Origin of the sequence: Amycolatopsis taiwanensis DSM 45107 (genome assembly GCF_000519205.1) — a bacterium.
GTDB classification, from domain to species: Bacteria; Actinomycetota; Actinomycetes; order Mycobacteriales; family Pseudonocardiaceae; genus Amycolatopsis_E; species Amycolatopsis_E taiwanensis.
On record NZ_JAFB01000037.1, the window covers coordinates 63,308 to 80,632 of the forward strand.

Genomic DNA, 17,325 nt, shown 5'->3' on the forward strand with positions numbered 1-17,325 from the left:
CGTTGTCCTTTCGGGCTAGTGCCGGCTCCGGTGGCGGGTGGAGTTCTCGGACTGCGCATGACGCGTGGCGAGCAGGGTGACGAGGTCGTACGTCACGTGCGAGGCGGCGATGCCGGTCAGGTCGGCGTGGTCGTACGCGGGAGCGACCTCGACGACGTCCGCGCCGACGAGGTTGAGCCCGTCGAAGCCGCGCAGGATCTCGAGCAGCTCACGGCTGGTGATCCCGCCCGCCTCCGGGGTGCCGGTGCCCGGCGCGTGTGCTGGGTCCAAAACGTCGATGTCGATCGAGATGTAGAGCGGCCGCGTTCCGATGCGGTCACGCAGCTTCGCCACGACATCGTCGACACCTTGTCGGTACACGTCCGTCGAGGTTACGATGCCGAACCCGAAGCGCCGATCGTCGGTGAGGTCGCGTTTGCCGTAAAGCGGTCCACGGGTGCCGACGTGGCTGAGCGCCTCGGTGTCGAGGATTCCTTCCTCGACCGCGCGACGGAACGGCGTGCCGTGCGTGTACTCGGCACCGAAGTATGTGTCCCACGTGTCCAGATGAGCATCGAAGTGGAGCAGCGCGACCGGGCCGTGCCGTTCGGCCGCGGCACGCAGCAGCGGGAGCGCGATGGTGTGGTCTCCGCCCAGAGTGACCAGTCTCGCCCCGCCGGCGGTCAACTCGAGCGCCGCGGCCTGGATTGTGTCGATCGCCTCGTGGATGTCAAATGGGTTCACCGCGATGTCGCCGGCGTCAGCAACCTGCGCGATCTCGAATGGTGACACGTCAAGGGCCGGGTGGTACGGGCGCAGCAGCCGGGAGCCCTCGCGGATGTGTGTCGGGCCGAAACGAGCCCCCGGGCGGTACGAGACACCGGTGTCGAACGGGACGCCGGCAACGACGATGTCGGCACGAGGAACCTGGTCGAGACGCGGGAGTCGCGCGAAGGATGCCGGCCCCGCATATCGCGGCGTCTTCGAGCTGTCGATCGGGCCGATCGGCTGTGTTGACACACAACCCCCTTGTTGTTTGATACGAATCATTTGTTGCTTAATTGGCATCAGCGAGCGTACGACAACGTACGCGTCTTGCCGCGGAAACGTCAAGCGCGCGATGCGTCGATCAGCTACTCCGAGGGGTCAGGAGCTCCAGAGGGCGGGTACAAGTACCCAGATCACCTCGGCTCCATCGTCCGACACGACCCGCCAGGTGTGTGGCTCGTGCCCGTTGAAGGTCAGGCTGTCCCCTTGCGTGAGCTCCCACTCCTCGTCGGAGAAACGGACAATGATGCGACCTCGCAGCACGTGGAGGACATCGACGTCTGCAGCGACGGCGTAGAGATCATCTCCACCATGTCCCTCGCTGTCGATGACTGATCGGATCACCTGGACGCGCGACTCGCCACGAGGTGTGAGCAAGCGTTCTTCCACGCTGACCCCGCCGAGGTTGACCTTTGCGCCGGTTCCTCCGCGGACCAGTTGAACGTCGGGTGTTTCGAACAACGACCCGATAGGGACGTGGAGCACGTCGCACAGGGTGATCAGAGTCGCGACGCTCGGCGAAGTCAAGTCGCGCTCGACCCGTGAGAGAAAGCCTTTGGTCAGGCCCGTGACGCCGGCGACCTCCTCGATCGTCAACTGTCGAGCCTGTCGTGCTGCCCGCAACCGCGAGCCGACCGGGGGGCGGCGCGGGCTCGGCTCCAGTGGCATCGGGCGCATACCGCCTTACGGTACCCGAAGCTATGTATCGTACCCGGAGATATCCCTGTGGTGAGCCTGTCGATACCGAGCCTAACCCACGCGCACGACGATGACCGGCCGGCCACGAAGCCAAAGTCCAAAGTGGACACCAAGGCAGCACTGACGCACCTTGGACGCCATCAAGACCGGCGATGCGGAGGCCGCGGAGAGCCCGGCGAAAAGAGCGCATCGCCCGGTTGAAGACCGCACTGGGCAGCACTCTCGTCGCCGGTGGCCCGCCAGATCTCCGCGCACAGCCGCGGAATCGAAATCGGTGCGGTTGTGTGAGTCGTTTTCGGCGTTGGTGAGGGCGGTGTCGATGGCGTTGACGGCGTCGTGGGCGACGTGGCGCAGGAGGCGCCCGTGGATTTCGGTGGTAGTTGACGATCGGGATCGGGTCCTTCAGGGTTTTGATCCTGATGCCCTGTTTGCCCGAGGGTTCGGGCTGCCCGCGCCTCGGTCACGGTGGCGTTGTCCGGCGGATCGGCGTTACTCGCTTCGGTTCTTGCGCCTGGATCGCGCGGTCGACTTCACGACCAGCAGTGTCGTGGCCAGAATGGTCAGTAGTGGTGCGGTACCGGCGACGGTGAGTGCCATGATCACTGGTAGCCCGGCGTGCGGGGGCGGGGCGCCGGGCGGCGCGGGCGGTGGGGTGAAGCGGAGGCGTGAGTTCATGTGATGCCAGCGCGTCACTTCCAGATAGATGATTCGCCAACTGCCCGCCCAGGCCACCAGCGTCGTTCCCAGCAGCCACCACAGGCCGCGATCGCGCTGTCGGCGCCGCGACGTATCCGCCTGCCCGGCCATGTCGTCACCGGGCGGTTTCGAGAATCGCCGTGCACAGCATGGGTGACGAGACACCGAGTGCGGCCAGGATGGGCGGCACCAGTCCACCGTCGGCCGCGACCACCGCAGCGCCGAGATGGTGCGCGGCGACCCGAGCCGCGCTACCGCGGCCGGCCTCCCGCACCGCGGCCTGCATGCACGACCGTGCCCGGCCGGTGACCGGCAGATGTCCGGGCAACCGCACACGCCGTCGCCGCGCCCAGGGCGAGGACACGTGCGCTGGACCGAAATTGGCCTCGACCGCCTCCCGCACCGCGTCCAGGTCGATGCCGATCGAAGCCAGCGCGTCGGCGTCCAGACCGTCGAACACACTGCGCGGCCCGGCTAGGAGCCGGTCGGTCTGCACGGCGACGCCGTCGGGAGTGAGGCCGTGTTCCCTGGCCACCGCGCCCACTCGGGTAGGCGAGTCCGCGACCGCGTAGAGCAGGTGCTCGGATCCGATCCCGGGATGCCCGAGTACGCGGGCGCGTTCATGCGCGGTCCGCACCAGGGCGCGCGCATCATCGCCGAACTGCTGGTTCCTCATTTCACCCCCGAACCCTGCGCCCGTGCTTGCGATGCACGGTCTGCTTGCTCACGCCGAGCCGGGCCGCGATGTCCTGCCAGGACCAGCCCGACCTGCGCGCTCGATCCACCTGCAGCGCTTCCAGTTCCTCGGTCAGCGTCCGCAACGCCGCCACCGCCCGCAAGCCCACGTCAGGGTCAGCGCTGGCCGCGCTCTCGGCGATCTCCGCTCTCATCTCCATGCCGTCAGCTTATGTTGACGACAGTGGGTCGTCAACATAAGCTGACGAATTCTTGCGGTGGGATGGGCACTGGCACCAGAAATACGACCGAGTTCGAGGCGGGTGTCCATGTTGAGCCGGAAGCGTCCGTAGGGGTTGATGTGGGTCCAGAACAACGGCGTCAGGGCGCGGCGCTCGTCGCGGCCGACGCCGTCGTGGAACTGTGGTACTTCGAGCACGGCTTGCAGCAGGGTGTTGATGTGCACGAGCACGGATTGCGGCAGGTGCAGCGCGAGCATGGAGACCTCGGCGTGCTCGCGGTCGGGGCCGGTCAGGTCGCCGTCCTTGCCGTAGAAGATGACGGCGTTCCACCGCCTGGAGTCCGCCATGGATCTCGCGCCTGCGTTCGGGCGAGGCGAGGAAGTCGCAGGCGAAGATCGTTCTCACCGCTCCCTGAGTTCTTCGAGTGCTTGGTAGGTGGGGTGTTTGGGACCGCCGCGAGTAAACCGGCGCAGATGGACTCCGATTCGGCGGTGCTCAGCCGCAGCGCGGTGGCGGACTTCACCATCTGGTCGTACTGCTGGGCGATCAGCTCCCATCGGATCTGGCGGGTCAGCACCGAACCGTGCTGGGCGCAGGCGGTGTCTCGTCCGGCCGGTAGAGGCGGATGGAGCCGGGTCAGTGCCTTGGTCATGCACTGCCGCAGGCCGGTGATGAACGTGGTCGGGTCGGTGATCTGTGACGTAGCGACTCCTCAGATGACGGCAACCGCTCGTCCGGGCCACTGGCCGGGCGCGGTGACCCCACCGTCACCTGGCAATTGGTCAGGAGCGGCCCGGTCGTGACGACGGTTTGTTGTAGGGTGTCCGGTACATCCGGTGATCTTGTGGATTGAGGCAGGCGATGAGCGAGGATCTCGATCGGGCGCGCGAGACTTTGGAGTCCAGCCTCAGTCGGCCCAGCACAGGGCGGGTGTACGACTTCTATCTCGGCGGTCAGCACAACTACGCCATCGACCGTGAGTTTGGTCAGCGGATGGTCGACATGATGCCGGAAGCTCGGATCTTTGCCCGCGAGAACCGGGCGTTTGTGCGTCGGGCCGTGCGTTACGCCCGGCGGGTTTGTGGCATCACGCAGTTTGTCGATATCGGCTCAGGTTTGCCAACTCAGGGCAATGTGCACGAGATCGCCGACGAAAGCGGGCAGGACGCCCGCGTGGTCTATGTCGACAATGATCCCGTGGCCCGAGCGCACGCCCAAATCCTGCTCGCCGATACCGCTGACCCCGAGCGACACTTCGCCGTCGACGCCGACTTCCTTGATGGGTTCACCTTGTGGAAACGGGTTATCGAGACCGGAAGGCTGGATCCCGACCGCCCGATTTGCCTGCTGGTCAGTGCCCTCCTGCATTTCGTGGTGCCCGACCAGCACCCCGAACAGATGTTGGATTTCTACCGCGATCAGCTTCCCTCTGGATCGCTGCTCGTGCTCAGCCACTGCACGGACGAGGACACCACGCCGGCCCTGCAAGAAGTCGCCGCCCGCTATGTGGCCACCACCAGCAATGCCCACCTCCGCGGTCGTTCCGAGGTGCGCAAGTTTTTCGGTGACTTCGAGCTGATCGATCCGGGCCTGGTATGGACTCCCCAGTGGCACCCAGAACTTGCCGCCAGCGACGAGCAGGCCTTCGAGGGAGATCCCGCCGCCACGCTGGCCATCGCCGGCGTCGCCCGCAAATCTTGATTCTCCCACAAAGCGCTTCGCGATCAACTGCAGCGGACCTGTTGCACTGCCTGGCCTGATGCACGGCGCCAAGACGGAGAATCACGACCCATACCGAGGCGATCACCATGTGCACCTCGGTCACGAAGGAATGGGTGCACGTCAAGGAGGTCGAGAACGGACGGACGGTCCAAGTCCAGCGTCGATACTGCCACGATCAGACAGTAAAGATCGGACTGATGGTTGGCGTATAATGACCTATACAACCAGCTTTGATACGGGACGGAGACCTCGCGGATCGAGTTTTCCCATTCAGGCTGCCATCGGGTAGTGAGGACGGGCCAACCGACCGAAATCGATACCGTGCAGGTCGAGGCCAGTCAAATCGGCGCTGGTGAAGTCCGTGACCGCTCGTTCGACAGTGGTGTTCGGCTTGGCGGCGGACAACCCTGGTCAATGAACGCCTAGAGCGCGAGCATCGCCGCTGCGACCTCATCGGCGGCCGTGTCGGGGATCGCGGTCGCGGCCTGTTCGAGCACGAGCAGCCGCGCGCCAGGGATCGTCCGCGCGAGCGCCTGGCCGTTGCCGACGGGGAAGAACCTGTTGTGCCGACCGTGCACCACGAGCGCCGGTATCGCGAGGTTGGGCAGGCGCTCTCGCCAGCGCGGCGTGCAGTCGAGCTTGGAGAACACGATGCCCAGCTGATTGGCCATCTGGACCGCGGGCTCCGTGCTCGGTGTGCGGTCGAAGACGCGTTCAGCGGTCGCACGTGCTGCGGTGGGGTCGTCGCCGAGGATTTCCGCGCTGGCGGCGGCGCGCTCCGCTACGGTGGCGCGGTCGGACCAGTCGGGCGCCGGGAGCGCGAACAGCCGGTTCATCGTCGCCGCGTCGTGGTCGGGCAGGTCGTCGTCGACTGGGCCAGGTGCGATGGGTCGCGTCCCAGCGAGGGTCAGCGCCGAGAACACGTCCGGATGGTCGAGCGCGGCGACCTGGGCGACCATCCCGCCGACACCGATACCCGCCAGATGCGCCGGTCGCTCGCTGAGTCCGCGGGCGAGCGCGGCGGCGTCGGCCGCGAGGTCGCGCAGCGTGTAGGCCGGCGCCTCGGGGTCGACGGTCGTGGACGTGCCGGAGTCGCGCAGGTCGTAGCGCACGACATGACGTCCGCCGCGAGCGAGCGCCGTGCAGAGCGGGTCGGGCCAGGACAGCATGGTCGTGCCACCCGCAAGCAGCACGAGGGGTGCCGCCGGATCACCGAAACGCTCGACCCCGAGCGTGACGCCGTCGAGTGTGCGGAACGAGCAGACCGTCGAATGCATCGTCAACCTCCTGGTCAGGCGCGCCACTGCGACACACGCTACTTTTCTCACCTCGCGGCGCGCTTCATCGTGGACGCTTCCTCGCCGCCCAACTACCGTCGGGCGAGCTTGGCTACGACCGGAGCGAACCTGTCGGCAAAGTCGGCACCGAAGACGAAATAGGAGAAGCCGATCTCCTCCCGCCGTCGCTGGATCTCCTCGAGCGCGGCCGCGGGGTCATCCGGAAGTACGGTCAGCGCGTCCGCCGCGCGAAGCGCAACAGGGTCGGTATCGGGATGTGCCATGTATGGCGCGACCGTGTCGCCAACAACCGGCACGGCGAGCGCGAGTTCGGGGCCTCTGCTGGTGCGGAACTCGCGTGCCAGCCGCTCGACTTCGACCCGAGGCTGGTTCCCCAGCGCGAAGGTGACCGTGTCTGCGACCTCAGCCGCCAGCGCCCGGGCTTTTGGACCGAGCACGGCCATCGCCACGGGCGTGTGATGGTCGGCACCGTCGAGATCTCGCAGCGTTCTTACGGTCTCACGTATCTGGGCCAGCCGCTCGTTCGGCGGGACGACGGGCAGTCCCTTGTTGCGCAGTTCGTCCTCAATTCCTGGTCTGCCGACTCCGATGCCCATCTCGAAGCGACCGCCGGTCATCAGCGACAGCGAGTGCGCTTCCCACGCCGTCAGCCAGGCCGGGCGTAGCGGAGAGGCATACACCCAGGTACCTACGCGCAGGTCGGTAAGGGCCGCGGCGGTGGCCAGCATGGGGCCGGGCGCCGGTTGCGTCTGGGGGAAGTCGGGCACCAGCAGCGTCGAGTAGCCGCTGTCGGCGATGCGGCGCACACGGTCTCGCCACGTCGGCAGGTCAGTTCTGAGCGGGGCAACGACCCCGAATCGAAACGGTCTCGTCATACCTGGATTCCTCTCTGCGGTCGGCGAGATCACCTGGCCTCCCACCCCTGGGGAAGGTCCATGATCATCTCCGTCGGTATATCCAGCGATATCGACCGTGGACCCACCCGAAATTCATCGGTGCAGCCGAGATCGTGTACACGCTCCTGCGAACACCCTGAACATGAGACTGCTGGCCCGGCTGCCCGGCAACAGTGGATGTTGCCACGGCAAGCATCTTGCTTCCTGTTGGTGCTCCTCGGTTTCTCGGTGATGACGGCCGCGTGGCCGTGGGCGCGTGTGAGATCGTGCGGCCGGTGGCGGCCGGGGGTGTGATTCCTGCGGCCGAGGGCGTTCCGGACCTGGACGATCGCGACACGCGAACGGTGGACGGGAAAGGCCAACGGCAAGGTGCTGATCCGTCCTGAGGCCGGACGTCACACGTGTCTCGACCTCAGGACGGATGGGCTACAGCGAGGGGCGTAATGCGCGAGGTGGCTGCTGGCCGGTGAATGCCGGCGGCTGGATCTGCTCAGTGGCGGTGAAGATGTCGAAGACGGTCTGCTGCTGTGGGGTGAAGGTCGCGGCCCGGGTGTTCAGGGTGTTCGGGCTGGTGTCCGGCCACGTTCCGGTCTCCACTCGGTCGAGCAACGTCTGCAGGGCCAGGATCTCGTCTGCCGCGCTGAACGGCCCGTGGTCGCCGCGGCCGACGTAGAGTTGGCGCAGCCGGTCGGGGTGGCCGGCGAGGCGGACTTGCTCGCCGTACCAGCGGGCGTCGGAGGCGACGATGCCCTCGGCGACGCCGTGCAGGGTCACCACCGGCGTCGGCGTGGTGCCGGCGGTGACACCGAACCGGTACATCCACCACAGCGCCTGCGGATCCGGCGTGACACGGGGCGCGTCGGCCAGTCGCCGCAGGTCGTCCCGTACGTCCGCACCCGCTGCTCGATACGCCTGCTCGACGAGGTCACGCTGGCCGGAGCGGGCGAGTTCCCCGGCGTAGTCGACGCCGACGTTGAACGACGGGTTGCCGCCCGCGCGCCGTTCGATGTCCAGCCTGCCCTGGGGGCCGAGAGTCGCGATGTAGGCCGATTCGATCCACCACTCCTGCTGACGGATCCGCTCGACCAGGTCGGTCGGTTGTGGCTGGTGGGCACTTGCCCAGCCCGACAGGCCACCGATGGCGCCGATCAGTGCCAGCTTCGCCCGGCCCGCCGGGGTGGTCAGTGCCTGCTGAACGGCCCGTTGCAGTACCTGCACGCTGTGGCCGGGGTCGACTGCCTTGACCAACTCCAGTCGCTGGTCGTCGGTCAGCAAGGTGCGGACGGCGAAGGTGACGTCCAGTCCGCGGTTCATGGTCGCCTGCACGTCCTGTTGGCCGGAGATGGCCAGCACACCGTCGAACCTGCCCGGATTGCGCTCGGCGAGGCGCGTCGCGATGCCACCGCCCATGGAGAACCCGCTGGCGATCGTGCGCCGGGGTTTGCCGATGGTGGCATCAAACCAGTCCAACAGCGCGATCTGGTCCTCCAGTGCTTCCTTGGCCACCATCCCGACCCGGCCCCGGAAATCGGACCCGGCCAGCGCGTAGCCGTGATCGAGTAACCACTGCTCGGTCTCCGCCCGGTTGGCGAGCGGGATCCCGGGCGGAATCGGGACGCCCTCCGGCACATATCCGTGGCTGAACAGGATCAGCGTGCCGTTCCAGTGCTGCGGCGTCTCGACCCGATAGTCGGCGCCGTTGAGGGTGCCGGTGTAGGTGTGCCGTCCCGGCTCCACCGCACCTGCGGTGCCTGTGGCGACGGTCAGCCCGGCAACCAGACCAACCAGTAGTACCACCAAGGTGCGCCATCGAGGTTGTCTCATGGGGCCTGTTCTCCTTCGCTCACTCGAACTCTCGAGGACCCGACGCGCAGGACACAGATGTCCTGCGCGTCGGGTCTGTCCTGTCAGTGGGTGGGTTTCGCGCGGGCTGTAGGGACTGCCGGTCAGCGGCGTGGCAGGGTGTTGGGGATGGTCCGGCCGGTCATTGGGAGGTCAGCACCTTCTCCAGCCGCGCCATCGAGTCACGCAGGCCGTTCTCCATGCCGCTGGCGATCGCCCCGTCCCGGCTCTCCACGGAGGGAAAGACGGAGCGGGTGCGCACGCGGGTACGTCCACCGAGGTCCTCGAAGGTCAGCGACTCGAGGCTGACGTCGTTCGGCCGACCGTCGTACTGGAAGGTCTGCACGATCCGCTTGTTCGCCACGACCGTGGTCTCGTTCATTTCTTCTGCTCCTTCATGGTGTCCAGCACCGCGTCGAGGCGGCGGTGCTGCTGCTCGACGGCCAGCCGGTACCGGTCGATCCAACTGGTCAGCTCCTCCAGGGCGGCCGCGTTCAAGTGACAGGGGCGGCGCTGGGCGTCCCGGCTGCGGGTGATCAGCCCGGCCGTCTCCAGTACCTGGATGTGCCGTGAGACTGCCTGCTTGGTGATGGGGAACAGTTCGGCGAGCTCGTTGACGGTCGCCTCGCCACGGGACAGCCGGGCGATCATCGCCCGCCGGACGGGGTCGCCCAACGCGGTGAACGCCCGGTCCAGCCTCTCCTCCACCTCGTCAACAGTCACGTTGTTCAACTCATCTCTTTATCAACCGATGCGTTGAATATACGAGGTCGGCGTGGACGGGTCAAGCGGCAGTCGCGCGGTGATCATGGAGACGGGCAGGTGGCCGAGCGTCGGCACGACCCGTTTCCGCCAGCCCGCCAACTAAGGGTCGGTGGTCTTCGCCTCCAACCCGCGCAGCGCGAGTTCCATGTTCGCTTCGCCGTAGCCGGCGAGTGCCATGGTTGCCGTGTTCGGGTCGATCCCTTGTGCTGCAAGCCTTTTCAGGCTGCTAATCCACTTCTTGGCGTCGTCTTTTTTCACGCGAGGCGAAATTCAGGCGACCGAGAGACCGGTGTACCCCGGTGAGGCCCAGCATGGCAAATGCTCGACCATGCTCGAACTTACCTATTGTACTCGCATCGGCGCCCTGGAACAACGAGTGGGAACCACGCCCGTCGTTGTTGCGCAGTCCCAACAATGGTTGGAGAGAGCAGGGCAGCTGGCAGGCGTACTTGTGCCAGTCATGCTCAATCGCAAACCTCGCAACCGCGAGAAGGTTGCCGTACTCGGCATTCAGGGCGTCGATGGCAGCCTCGGTAGAGTCGACCTTCCTTATGTACTCAGGCGTGTGCTCGACTTCGGGGACAGCGTCGTTGATACTGCCGTCCAGACATTTGCACCAGGTGGAGGCGGTACAGGTAGTAAACGAGCATGGAAGTAGAAACGCCCACTGGTTCGCCGCTTGACAAGGTTGTCGTCGAACAGCGATTCCAGGACGTATTCCGCCTGGTAGGGGACTGGCCGGTGATCGCCGCAACCAGGTAGGAGTCGACACCAGGATCCGTTGTCCCGCCTGCACGTTCCATTGTCTCCGGGCCGCCGATACGGGTCACGCTGAGATGGCGAGATTGCATGCCAGCCCCTCCGTCTTCAGCGGTCTGTCATGGCTAGTCGGAGTGGAGTTCCACGATCGTGATGTCCGACGGCGCGCCGACCCGCATCGGCGGACCGTAGAAGCCGGCTCCGCTGGTGACGTAGAGCTGCGTGTCGCCCTGGGTGGACAGGCCGGACACCGCCACCTGGGTGGCCGCCACCAGCAGGTTGAACGGCGCGATCTGCCCGCCGTGGGTGTGGCCGGACAGCTGCAGGTCGACCCCGGCCGCGGCGGCGTCGTGGACGACGCTCGGCTGGTGCGCGAGCAACACCATCGCCCGCTCCTTGTCCCAGCCGCGCAACGTGCGCGCGACGTCCGGGCCCTGCCCGTCCTCGACCAGCGCGCCCGGGTCGAGCACCCCGGCGAGCTCGAACTGCCCCCCGTTGTGTGTGATCGTCGTGCGTTCGTTGAGCAGCGGCCGGACGCCGAGCGTGCGGACGTAGTCGACCCATTCGGTGTAGCGGTAGTGATACTCGTGGTTTCCGGTCACGAAGAACGTGCCGTGGGTGCTGCGCAGCTCGCGTACCGGTTCGACGGCGTCGGAGAGGTGGTCGACCGTGCCCTCGACCAAATCGCCGGCGATGGCGACGATGTCGGGCCGGGAGTCGTTGATCATGTCGACGACCCGCTGGGTGAATCCGCGCCCGCGCAGGGAGCCGAGGTGCAGGTCGCTGACCAGCGCGATCCGGCAGCCGCTCGCCTTAGGATCCAGGCGCGGCAGGCGGATGCGCACGGTGCGCATCCTCGGGTCGGCGAACGCGGCGGGAATTCCGAAGCCCGCCGCGGCGACCGCGGTCACGCCGGCGATCACCCCGGTCCCCCTGGCGAGGAACTGCCTGCGGGAGATCCCGTTCTTGTCCGGGTCGCGGTCGCGGCGGACCCAGCCGCGCAGGAACAGGCGCGGGATTTCCAGCACCAGCACGACGAGGACGCCGTAGAAGAACATCCCGAACCAGACCCAGCCGGGCCACGCGAACCACAGCGTGTCCGACGGCGGCATGCGCGTGCTGAGCAGCAGGGCCGCGACCATGAACAGGTCGAGCACGATGAGCAGGCCGGTGACGATCCGCCTGCGGGGGCCGGGCGCCATCCCCTGTTTGACCACGCGCCACCACACGTAGACGTGCAACAGGCTCAGTCCGATGGCCAGCGGTGTGTGATAAAAAGGCATCGTTGATCATCGTGCCAGCAGGCCGCTGCCGCGCACATCCGCTGCCGGGCGGCACCGCGTCTACGTCGATCCGCGTACGAGCCGTGCTCGACCGTCCATCCGCGCCCACACCGCCGAAGCTACGCAAGTCTGCGTAGCCCGGGATACGTGGCTGAACGGATGTCGTTTCTGTCCGTTCCCACGAAAGTAGCACCCAGGGGCATTCGCGGCCTCGGACTCATTCAGTGGCAGACAAGGAGCAATCATGAGCAATGACTCGGTCATTTCGCGTCGAGCGCCTGTCTGGGGCGGACTCCTGGCTGGCGCCATCGGCATCTATCTGCAGAAGGCCGGCGGGGTCAACTACGACGCCGTTCCCCCGGGCGCGATCATCTTCGTCGTCGGAGCGCTCCTCGTGCTGGCCCTGCCCTGGGCCTGGGTGCCGCTGCTCGGCGTCCTGGTCAGCGTGTTCATGATCATCGGCTTCGTGTCACGGTCGGAGTCGCTCGCGCGCCTCGGCCACCCCGGCGACTTCCTCGCCTTCCTGGGCACCTGGATCCAGGTCATCGGCGTGGTCGCCACGCTCATCTTCGGGATCACACTGACGATCTCGGGAATGCGCACGGCCAAGGCCGGCACGCAGAGCTAGTTCACCCCGCCTCTCTTCGTCGCGGGGCCGCGGCGTCGGAGAAGAAAGCCTCCATCGACTCCCGGGTCGACGGAGGCTTTCTGCTGTGTGGAGGTCTCCCGCGGTCGCATTCCCGCTAGCACGTTCCCGCCGTGCTGATGACCCACGGCTCAAGACGATGGGAACGCTTTCGACAGATGATTCTGAGGAAAGTTGCGACCACTCTCTCCGGGGACGCAATCCACCGATGACCGAGCCGGCGCGCAACAAAAACTATTTCGGGAGTGCATCAGTCGAGTAGGGAGAGCGGTAATGCAACAATCCGTTGGCGAAACGGTGATTCCGGACGGCACAGTGGATGGCAACGGCTTCGCTCCCGGGGTGGGCAGCCCCGCCAAGAACCCGCTGTGGACCACGACGGTCGACATCGTCATCCCGGTCTACAACGAGGAGCGGGTGCTCACCGGCACCATCGAGGTGCTGCGCGCCTACCTGCGCGACCACTTCCCGTACGACTGGACCATCACGATCATGGACAACGGCAGCGTCGACGGCACCATGGACGTGGCGAACGGCCTGGCCGCACAGGACCCCCGCGTGCGGGTGCGGCACCTGGACGTCCCCGGCCGCGGCCGGGCCCTGCGCTACGCGTGGGGTCTGTCCGACGCCGACGTCGTGGTCTACATGGACGCCGACCTGTCCACCGGGCTGGACGCCCTCGTGCCGCTGGTGACCTCGCTCGCCACCGGACACTCGGACATAGCCATCGGCTCCCGCCACGCGCCGGGCGCGCAGATCGTGCGCTGCATCAAGCGTGAGTTCACCTCGCGCACCTACAACGCGCTGATCCGGCTCACCCACGGCGCCCGGTTCCGGGACGCGCAGTGCGGGTTCAAGGCGGCCCGCCGCGACGTCATCCGCCCGATGCTCGCGCACATCCGCGACGACGGCTGGTTCTTCGACACCGAACTGCTGCTGCTCGCCGAGCACAACGGCCTGCGGATCCAGGAGGTGCCCGTCGACTGGCTGGAGGACGTGGACACCCGGGTCGACGTGGCCTACACCGCGTGGCACGACATCCGCGGGCTGCTCAGGATGCTCCGCACCAAGTCCGCGGGCAAGGCCCGCATCGCCGGCCTGCCCGAGCGGCCCGAGCCGCGGCCCCAGCACCCGGACCCGGTACTGGGCCGCCAGGACAACCGGCTGCTCTCGCAGCTGTTCGCGTTCGCCGCGATCGGCACGCTGTCCCTGGCCGTGCACCTCGGCCTGTACACGTTGCTGCGGATGTGGTTCCCGCTGCTGGTGGCGAACCTCGGCGCGCTGGTGATCGCCACGCTGTTCAACACCGAGGCGAACCGGCGCTTCACCTTCCACGCGCGGTCCCAGCGCACCGGCCAGGTGCACGTCCAGGGGCTCATCGTGTTCGGCCTGTACTACGCGTTCACGTCCGGTGCGCTGCTGTTGCTGCACGGGCTCATCCCCGACGCGTCACGGCTTCTGGAACTCGTGGTGCTGGCGGCCTCGTCGCTCATCGGGTCGGTCGGCCGGTTCGTGATGCTGCGTAACTGGGTCTTCCGGCGCAAGGCGCGCAAGGCCGTGGCCACGGTCTGAACGTAGGCCGACCAATCCTGTTCACTTTCCTAGTTGCGGAGGACCAATGGGAAGACCTGTCGCGCTGGCGGTCTTTGCCCATCCAGACGACGCCGAGCTCGCCTGTTTCGGCACCCTCGCCGCGCTTCGCGAGCAGGGCTACGCGTTGTGCGTTTTGTCGCTCACTGATGGACGCAACAGCAATTCCGGGCAATCCCATCTCCGGCCCAAGGAAGCCAGGATGGCCGCCGAGGTCGTGGGCAGCGAGCTGATCGTCGAGAGCTTCGAGGACGGCTACCTCGCTCCCCAGCGGGAGGTGTTCAGCCGGATCGAGTCGCACGTCAGACGCATCCAGCCGTCGATCGTGCTCACGCACTATCCCGGCGACCGGGAGCATCAGGACCACCAGGTGGTAGGCAAGGTCACCACCGCCGTGGCGAACCGGTCGAGCGATATCGGGCTCGTGCTGCAGGGTGAGCCGCCGTGTCTCGCGGACTCGTTCACGCCGCAGCTGTACAGCGACATCACCGACTTCATGGAGCTCAAGCTGGAGGCCCTTGCCTGCTACAAGTCGGAGGCGGGCAAGCCGTTCATGAGCCGGGAGCTGGTCACGACCCGGGGCAAGTGGTGGGCCCTCCAGGCCGGCGCGTACGGCGACGGTGAGAACCCGCGTTTCTACGAGGCGTACGTCGTCGCCAAGGCGGTCCTGCCGCTGCCTGAGTTCCGCCGCTAGGCTGGTCCGCGCGAAGGCGGTGCCCGCGAGCCACACGGCTCGCGGGCACCGCCTTTTGGTGTGCCATAACGGAGTCACCCGGTCTTGGCATGCCTGGTTGGACCGCACTGGTGGCGCCGCACACCGCCGTACGCATAGGGCTCGAGGGGTGGGGTACACCATCGTGTTGCCGGACACGCAGGAGCGCGTGTGCGCCGAGGACCACCCGAGTGGACAAGTGGTACCCGCCAACGAGAGTCGGCCCGGCCGGCGTGCGGGTGCACGCCGGCCGGGCCGAGGGGGTTGTGTCCGGTCGCTACCTGCGAGTGCAGTCGTACAGCGTGTCGGCGCTGCTGCCCAGGAAGTTGGGAATCTTGAGCTGTCCTTGGCCAGGGGCGGCCGTCTTCCCGCCGTACGCGCTCGCGGGCACGGCCGTACAGTGCGACAGCACCCACTTCGTCCGTTCGGTCCCGCCGGGCCCGAACGGGCCGAACGACATCTTGATATCGCTGTAGCTGAACACGAACGCCAGGCGGCCGTCGCGCTGCCACTGGTCCAGCTGGTTCGGCATGGGCACGGGGTCGCGGCCGACGAACCCGCCCATGCCGACCACCGTGGTGTCGCTGTCGATGATGTAGGTCGACGCCGCGACGGAGCCGCCCTCGAACGCGAGCTTGATCTCGGCGTCGCCGGAGTTGCGCCGCACGTAGTCCAGCATGCGCCGCTGCTCGGCGGACAGGTCGGCACTGCCGATCCGGCGCCCACTCGGCAGCTCGCCGGTGCGCATGATCGTCATCAGCTGCTGCCCGCTCGGCAGGCCCGGCGCGCCCGCGCCGAGGCTGACAGCCTGCGACGGGCCCGCGGTGAACGTGTCACCGGTGGCGAGCGCCTTGCCCGCGGTCAGCGCCGTGGTGACTGACCACACCGCCGGGGCCAGCACCACCGCGACCACTCCGGCCAGGACGGCCACCCGCCGCAGGGCGCCGGAACCGCGCCTGGCCGCGAGCAGGCCGAGCACCGCGACGGCGGCGACCACCGCGACGGCGTACCGAAGCCAGCCCTGCCACGAGGTGTCCCTCGAGATGACCATCCAGGCCCAGACCGCGGTGAGCGCGATCCCGGCGGGCAGCAGCAGCCACCCGGCGCCGTCCGGTTTCTGGTAGTAGCGCCACAGCACCACGAGCCCGGCCCCGGTCAGCGCGGCGATCGCCGGTGCCAGCTCGATGGTGTAGTACGGCAGGGCGACTTCCTGGTAGCTGAACACGAGCAGGACGACCACGAGCCAGCAGCCCCACAGCAGCCAGCCGGCGCGGCGGGTGCGGTCCGTGCCCGCGGTGGGCTCGTCCGCGGCGGGCAGCGCGCGGCGTGCACCGGCCACCGCCACGACCACGAGCGCGAACAGCGCCAGCGGGATCAGCCAGCTGATCTGCCCGCCGTTGTTCAGGTTGAACATGCGCAGCAGCCCGGGCCGGCCGCCGGCACCACCGTCGGTCCCGCCGCCGGTGGACTGACCGAAGAGCATGCCGAGGCCGTTGTAGCCGAGGACCAGGTTCCAGACGGAGCCGTCCTCGCTACCGCCGATGAACGGCTTGTCTCCCGGCCACAGCGAGGTGAGCACGACCCACCACAGTGAGCTGACGAGCAGGACCCCCGCGGCGACGGCGAGGTCGGTCAGCCGGCGGCGCCAGGTGCTGTCGCGGCCGAACAGGTAAGCCAGCACCAGGGCGGGCAGCAGCATCCACGCGGCCAGCATCTTGGTGAGGAAGCCGCAGCCGATCCAGAACGCGGCCTGCGCCAGCCACTTCGTGGCGCTGCCCGCGGACGCGTCCTTGTCCACGGCCCTGGTGACCGCGTAGGCGGCGGCCACCCCGAACAGGATCAGCAGCGTGTCCGGGAGGTTGGAGCGGTTGACCGTCACCGCGACGGGGGTGACGGCCAGCACGAGCGCGGCCAGCAGCGCGGCGTTCTCGCCTGCCCACCGGCGGACCGTGCGGTGCAGCAGGAACACCGCCGCGCACGCCTCGACCACCTGCGGAAGCAGCAGCGACCAGCCGTGGAAACCGAAGATCCAGGCGGAGACCACCTGCGGCCACAGCGCCATCGGCGGCTTGTCCACAGTGGTCACACCGGCCGGGTCGAAGGAGCCGAAGACGAAGTTGGTGAAATCGCCGAGCATCGACTTGACCGCGGCCGCGTAGAACGAGTTGCTCCAGCCCGTCGTGGTGATGCCCCAGACGTTGACCAGCAGCGCCAGCAGCAGGATCGCGGCCAGCGCCCACCGCTGCCCGCGCGTGGTCCCGGCGCCCGCCGGCCGGGTGGCCACACTCCCGCCTGGCGGGCCGGTCGTCGAGGACGTCGAATCGTCCGAACGCACGGTGTCGGTCATGCCGCTGCCTTCCTGTCTGGTCCAAACATCGGGTCGCCGACACCAAGCCTCGCGTGGGGACATCCCAGGGTCGTGAGGCCCCCGTCCCATCGCGGCTGGGACGTTAAGCATCGTTTTCGGGGCGTCC

The 17,325-nt window shown here is 67.4% G+C and carries 19 protein-coding genes; 4 read left to right on the forward strand and 15 right to left on the reverse strand.

The genetic code is table 11. From position 1 onward, the window contains the following. Positions 1 to 15: 15 nt before the first annotated feature. The 7 genes from speB to A3CU_RS55785 all read right to left on the reverse strand — a co-directional run bounded on the left by speB (position 16) and on the right by A3CU_RS55785 (position 3,990). Entirely contained in the window at positions 16 to 999 is a 984-nt protein-coding gene (speB, locus tag A3CU_RS0127145; RefSeq protein WP_027944954.1) for an agmatinase, read from the reverse strand. A gap of 126 nt (positions 1,000 to 1,125) precedes the next feature. Beyond that, complete coding sequence (locus A3CU_RS0127150) at positions 1,126 to 1,704, reverse strand: helix-turn-helix domain-containing protein (protein ID WP_027944955.1); 579 nt, start codon at positions 1,702 to 1,704, stop codon at positions 1,126 to 1,128. 510 nt (positions 1,705 to 2,214) lie between these two features. Continuing rightward, entirely contained in the window at positions 2,215 to 2,532 is a 318-nt protein-coding gene (locus A3CU_RS0127155; RefSeq protein WP_027944956.1) for a hypothetical protein, read from the reverse strand. A 4-nt stretch (positions 2,533 to 2,536) separates the two neighbouring features. Then, positions 2,537 to 3,097 (reverse strand): Clp protease N-terminal domain-containing protein, encoded by a 561-nt coding sequence (locus A3CU_RS46815; RefSeq protein WP_052372240.1) that lies wholly within the window; start codon positions 3,095 to 3,097, stop codon positions 2,537 to 2,539. Position 3,098: 1 nt separating this feature from the next. After that, positions 3,099 to 3,317: a helix-turn-helix domain-containing protein gene (locus A3CU_RS0127165; RefSeq protein WP_027944957.1), complete on the reverse strand. Its 219-nt coding sequence runs from the start codon at positions 3,315 to 3,317 to the stop codon at positions 3,099 to 3,101. Continuing rightward, on the reverse strand, positions 3,308 to 3,685 hold the full coding sequence (locus A3CU_RS55205) for a Tn3 family transposase (protein WP_063628898.1): 378 nt from the start codon (positions 3,683 to 3,685) through the stop codon (positions 3,308 to 3,310). Before A3CU_RS55205 ends, A3CU_RS0127165 begins: the two co-directional genes overlap by 10 nt. Beyond that, on the reverse strand, positions 3,628 to 3,990 hold the full coding sequence (locus A3CU_RS55785) for a Tn3 family transposase (protein ID WP_425388283.1): 363 nt from the start codon (positions 3,988 to 3,990) through the stop codon (positions 3,628 to 3,630). Before A3CU_RS55785 ends, A3CU_RS55205 begins: the two co-directional genes overlap by 58 nt. Positions 3,991 to 4,199: 209 nt before the next feature. Here A3CU_RS55785 and A3CU_RS0127175 point away from each other — a divergent pair, with 209 nt between their 5' ends. Continuing rightward, the gene (locus A3CU_RS0127175; RefSeq protein ID WP_027944958.1) at positions 4,200 to 5,039 is read left to right on the forward strand and encodes an SAM-dependent methyltransferase; all 840 of its coding nucleotides are present in this window, start codon (positions 4,200 to 4,202) and stop codon (positions 5,037 to 5,039) included. Between the two features lie 443 nt (positions 5,040 to 5,482). Here A3CU_RS0127175 and A3CU_RS0127185 read toward each other — a convergent pair whose 3' ends face one another. The 7 genes from A3CU_RS0127185 to A3CU_RS0127215 form a co-directional block, all read right to left on the reverse strand. Continuing rightward, on the reverse strand, positions 5,483 to 6,337 hold the full coding sequence (locus A3CU_RS0127185; RefSeq protein ID WP_027944959.1) for an alpha/beta fold hydrolase: 855 nt from the start codon (positions 6,335 to 6,337) through the stop codon (positions 5,483 to 5,485). 92 nt (positions 6,338 to 6,429) lie between these two features. After that, complete coding sequence (locus tag A3CU_RS0127190; RefSeq protein WP_027944960.1) at positions 6,430 to 7,233, reverse strand: LLM class flavin-dependent oxidoreductase; 804 nt, start codon at positions 7,231 to 7,233, stop codon at positions 6,430 to 6,432. A 447-nt stretch (positions 7,234 to 7,680) separates the two neighbouring features. Further along, positions 7,681 to 9,078 carry an alpha/beta hydrolase family protein gene (locus A3CU_RS46825; protein ID WP_052372242.1) on the reverse strand — a complete coding sequence of 466 codons (1,398 nt, stop codon included), beginning with the start codon at positions 9,076 to 9,078 and terminating at the stop codon, positions 7,681 to 7,683. Between the two features lie 160 nt (positions 9,079 to 9,238). Next, complete coding sequence (locus A3CU_RS46830; RefSeq protein WP_052372244.1) at positions 9,239 to 9,478, reverse strand: SRPBCC domain-containing protein; 240 nt, start codon at positions 9,476 to 9,478, stop codon at positions 9,239 to 9,241. Further along, entirely contained in the window at positions 9,475 to 9,819 is a 345-nt protein-coding gene (locus tag A3CU_RS0127205) for an ArsR/SmtB family transcription factor (RefSeq protein ID WP_027944961.1), read from the reverse strand. Before A3CU_RS0127205 ends, A3CU_RS46830 begins: the two co-directional genes overlap by 4 nt. 141 nt (positions 9,820 to 9,960) lie before the next feature. Further along, positions 9,961 to 10,119 (reverse strand): hypothetical protein, encoded by a 159-nt coding sequence (locus tag A3CU_RS51470; RefSeq protein ID WP_211246524.1) that lies wholly within the window; start codon positions 10,117 to 10,119, stop codon positions 9,961 to 9,963. 626 nt (positions 10,120 to 10,745) lie between these two features. Next, positions 10,746 to 11,903: a metallophosphoesterase gene (locus tag A3CU_RS0127215; RefSeq protein ID WP_027944962.1), complete on the reverse strand. Its 1,158-nt coding sequence runs from the start codon at positions 11,901 to 11,903 to the stop codon at positions 10,746 to 10,748. 244 nt (positions 11,904 to 12,147) lie between these two features. On the opposite strand from A3CU_RS0127215, the gene A3CU_RS0127220 reads away from it, so the two are divergent. From A3CU_RS0127220 to A3CU_RS50065, 3 genes are all read left to right on the forward strand, one after another. Continuing rightward, entirely contained in the window at positions 12,148 to 12,531 is a 384-nt protein-coding gene (locus tag A3CU_RS0127220) for a hypothetical protein (protein ID WP_027944963.1), read from the forward strand. Positions 12,532 to 12,822: 291 nt separating this feature from the next. Continuing rightward, positions 12,823 to 14,121 carry a bifunctional glycosyltransferase family 2/GtrA family protein gene (locus tag A3CU_RS0127225; protein ID WP_084143828.1) on the forward strand — a complete coding sequence of 433 codons (1,299 nt, stop codon included), beginning with the start codon at positions 12,823 to 12,825 and terminating at the stop codon, positions 14,119 to 14,121. Between the two features lie 46 nt (positions 14,122 to 14,167). Beyond that, a complete protein-coding gene (locus A3CU_RS50065; RefSeq protein ID WP_027944965.1) occupies positions 14,168 to 14,833 on the forward strand; it encodes a PIG-L deacetylase family protein in 666 nt (221 codons plus the stop codon). A gap of 295 nt (positions 14,834 to 15,128) precedes the next feature. Here the strand turns inward: A3CU_RS50065 and A3CU_RS0127235 are convergent, their stop codons facing one another. Beyond that, positions 15,129 to 17,198 carry an ArnT family glycosyltransferase gene (locus tag A3CU_RS0127235; protein WP_027944966.1) on the reverse strand — a complete coding sequence of 690 codons (2,070 nt, stop codon included), beginning with the start codon at positions 17,196 to 17,198 and terminating at the stop codon, positions 15,129 to 15,131. Between the last annotated feature and the right edge of the window lie 127 nt (positions 17,199 to 17,325).

Bases quoted from the DNA above. Each gene is read 5' to 3' on its own strand.
- A3CU_RS0127185 (WP_027944959.1), bottom strand. From the start codon at position 6,337: ATGCATTCGACGGTCTGCTCGTTCCGCACACTCGACGGCGTCACGCTC.
- A3CU_RS46830 (WP_052372244.1), bottom strand. From the start codon at position 9,478: ATGAACGAGACCACGGTCGTGGCGAACAAGCGGATCGTGCAGACCTTC.
- A3CU_RS0127220 (WP_027944963.1), top strand. From the start codon at position 12,148: ATGAGCAATGACTCGGTCATTTCGCGTCGAGCGCCTGTCTGGGGCGGA.
- A3CU_RS0127155 (WP_027944956.1), bottom strand. From the start codon at position 2,532: ATGGCCGGGCAGGCGGATACGTCGCGGCGCCGACAGCGCGATCGCGGC.
- A3CU_RS46825 (WP_052372242.1), bottom strand. From the start codon at position 9,078: ATGAGACAACCTCGATGGCGCACCTTGGTGGTACTACTGGTTGGTCTG.
- A3CU_RS0127165 (WP_027944957.1), bottom strand. From the start codon at position 3,317: ATGGAGATGAGAGCGGAGATCGCCGAGAGCGCGGCCAGCGCTGACCCT.
- A3CU_RS0127235 (WP_027944966.1), bottom strand. From the start codon at position 17,198: ATGACCGACACCGTGCGTTCGGACGATTCGACGTCCTCGACGACCGGC.
- A3CU_RS50065 (WP_027944965.1), top strand. From the start codon at position 14,168: ATGGGAAGACCTGTCGCGCTGGCGGTCTTTGCCCATCCAGACGACGCC.
- A3CU_RS0127225 (WP_084143828.1), top strand. From the start codon at position 12,823: ATGCAACAATCCGTTGGCGAAACGGTGATTCCGGACGGCACAGTGGAT.
- A3CU_RS55785 (WP_425388283.1), bottom strand. From the start codon at position 3,990: ATGACCAAGGCACTGACCCGGCTCCATCCGCCTCTACCGGCCGGACGA.
- A3CU_RS0127175 (WP_027944958.1), top strand. From the start codon at position 4,200: ATGAGCGAGGATCTCGATCGGGCGCGCGAGACTTTGGAGTCCAGCCTC.
- A3CU_RS0127190 (WP_027944960.1), bottom strand. From the start codon at position 7,233: ATGACGAGACCGTTTCGATTCGGGGTCGTTGCCCCGCTCAGAACTGAC.
- A3CU_RS46815 (WP_052372240.1), bottom strand. From the start codon at position 3,097: ATGAGGAACCAGCAGTTCGGCGATGATGCGCGCGCCCTGGTGCGGACC.
- A3CU_RS0127150 (WP_027944955.1), bottom strand. From the start codon at position 1,704: ATGCGCCCGATGCCACTGGAGCCGAGCCCGCGCCGCCCCCCGGTCGGC.
- A3CU_RS55205 (WP_063628898.1), bottom strand. From the start codon at position 3,685: ATGGCGGACTCCAGGCGGTGGAACGCCGTCATCTTCTACGGCAAGGAC.
- A3CU_RS0127215 (WP_027944962.1), bottom strand. From the start codon at position 11,903: ATGCCTTTTTATCACACACCGCTGGCCATCGGACTGAGCCTGTTGCAC.